Origin of the sequence: Candidatus Contendobacter odensis Run_B_J11, assembly GCF_000531125.1 — a bacterium.
In the GTDB taxonomy this organism is placed as follows: Bacteria; Pseudomonadota; Gammaproteobacteria; order Competibacterales; family Competibacteraceae; genus Contendibacter; species Contendibacter odensensis.
The window spans coordinates 1-1,825 of the sequence record NZ_CBTK010000051.1 but is presented as its reverse complement, the minus strand read 5'-3'; the positions used below and the strand labels follow the sequence as shown (position 1 = coordinate 1,825).

General features: G+C 58.2%; 1 protein-coding gene. It reads right to left on the bottom strand.

The window, feature by feature from the left end:
- The coding region (locus BN874_RS04650; RefSeq protein ID WP_034431173.1) for a DNA gyrase C-terminal beta-propeller domain-containing protein at nucleotides 1-1,825 on the bottom strand (1,825 nt) is incomplete at both ends.

The window sequence follows — 1,825 nt, the reverse complement described above, 5'->3', positions numbered from 1 at the left end:
TTTTCAACGCCGACCAGTTTCTCGCCACCGTGCAGGTTAATCAGCTTAACGCCCTGAGTATTGCGACCCACCAGCGAAATTTCCTCCACCCGAGTTCGCACCAGGGTGCCGCCGTCGGTGATCAGCATGATCTCGTGGTCGCTTTCCACCTGCACCGCGCCGATCACCTGGCCGTTGCGCTCCGAGGTTTGAATCGCGATGACACCCTGCCCGCCGCGCCCACGGTGCGGATAATCGGCCACCGGGGTGCGCTTGCCGTAACCGTTTTCGGTGACAGTCAGCACCGTGCCCTCATCCACCACGATCAAAGCGATGACCTTTTGCCCCTCGCCCAGGCGAATGCCGCGTACTCCGCAGGCGGATCGGCCCATATTCCGCACTTCAGTTTCGGTGAAACGCAGCGCCTTACCCGCATCGGTAAACAGCATTACATCACGCTGGCCGTGGGTCAGCGCGACGTCAACCAGTTGATCGCCGTCCCGCAAATCAATGGCGATGATGCCGCTGGCGCGGGGGCGGGAGTATTCGGACAGCGGGGTTTTCTTAACCGTACCGTGAGTGGTGGCGAAAAATATATAGTGATCGGCGTCAAATTCGCGCACTGCCAACACCGCGTTGATACGCTCGCCTTCTTCCAGCGGCAGCAGGTTGACCATCGGACGACCCCGGGCAATCCGTCCGGCCTGCGGCAGTTCGTACACCTTCTTCCAATACACCTTGCCGTGATTGGAAAAGCACAGCACGGTATCGTGAGTGCTGGCAATGAACAGCTTATCGACGAAATCTTCTTCCTTGACCGTGGTGGCTGCCCGCCCACGCCCGCCGCGCTTCTGCGCCCGGTACAGTGACAGCGGCTGTGATTTGACATAGCCGGCGTGTGACAGCGTAACCACTACCGCTTCCTCGGTAATCAAGTCTTCCAGGTTGAAACTCTGCTCGTCGGGCAAAATCATGGTGCGGCGGGCATCCACATACTGGGTGCGCAACTCCTGCAACTCAGCGCGAATCACCGTCGTCAGCCGTTCCGGCAAGGTCAGAATCTCCAGGTAGTCCACGATCCGACCCAGCAATTCCTGATACTCGTCCAGCAGTTTTCGTTGTTCCAAACCGGTCAGGCGATGCAGTCGCAAATCCAGAATGGCCTGCGCCTGGATCGGCGACAACCGATAGCCCGCCGCGCTCAAGCCAAATTCGGCTGGCAAATCCTCCGGGCGCGAACTGTCCGATCCGGTACGCGCCAGCAGCTCGGTGACTGCTCCCGGAATCCAGACCTGCGCCAGCAATGCGGTTCGGGCAGCAGCGGGATCGGCAGCGGAACGGATCAGAACAATCAGTGGATCCAGATTCGCCAGCGCCACCGCCAGCCCTTCAACGATGTGGGCGCGTTCGCGAGCTTTGCGCAGATCAAATACAGTGCGCCGCACCACCACTTCGCGGCGGTGAGTCAAAAACGCTTCCAGCACCTGCTTGAGGTTGAGCAGGCGCGGTTGCCCATCCACCAACGCTACCATGTTGATGCCGAATACACATTGCAGCGAGGTGTGCAGAAACAAATTGTTGAGTACTACTTCGGCATTCTCATTCCGTCGCAATTCGATATAAATACGCAGGCCGTCCTTATCGGATTCATCGCGCAGTTCAGAAATACCTTCCAGCTTTTTATCTTTAACCAACTCGGCGATCTTCTCAATCAGCCTGGCCTTATTTACCTGATAGGGCAACTCGGTCACAATAATGGCTTGGCGATTACGTGCTTCGTCGGCTTCGATCTCGGTGCGGGCACGCATCTGCACCCGGCCACGCCCGGTTTCATAGGCTTCGTGAA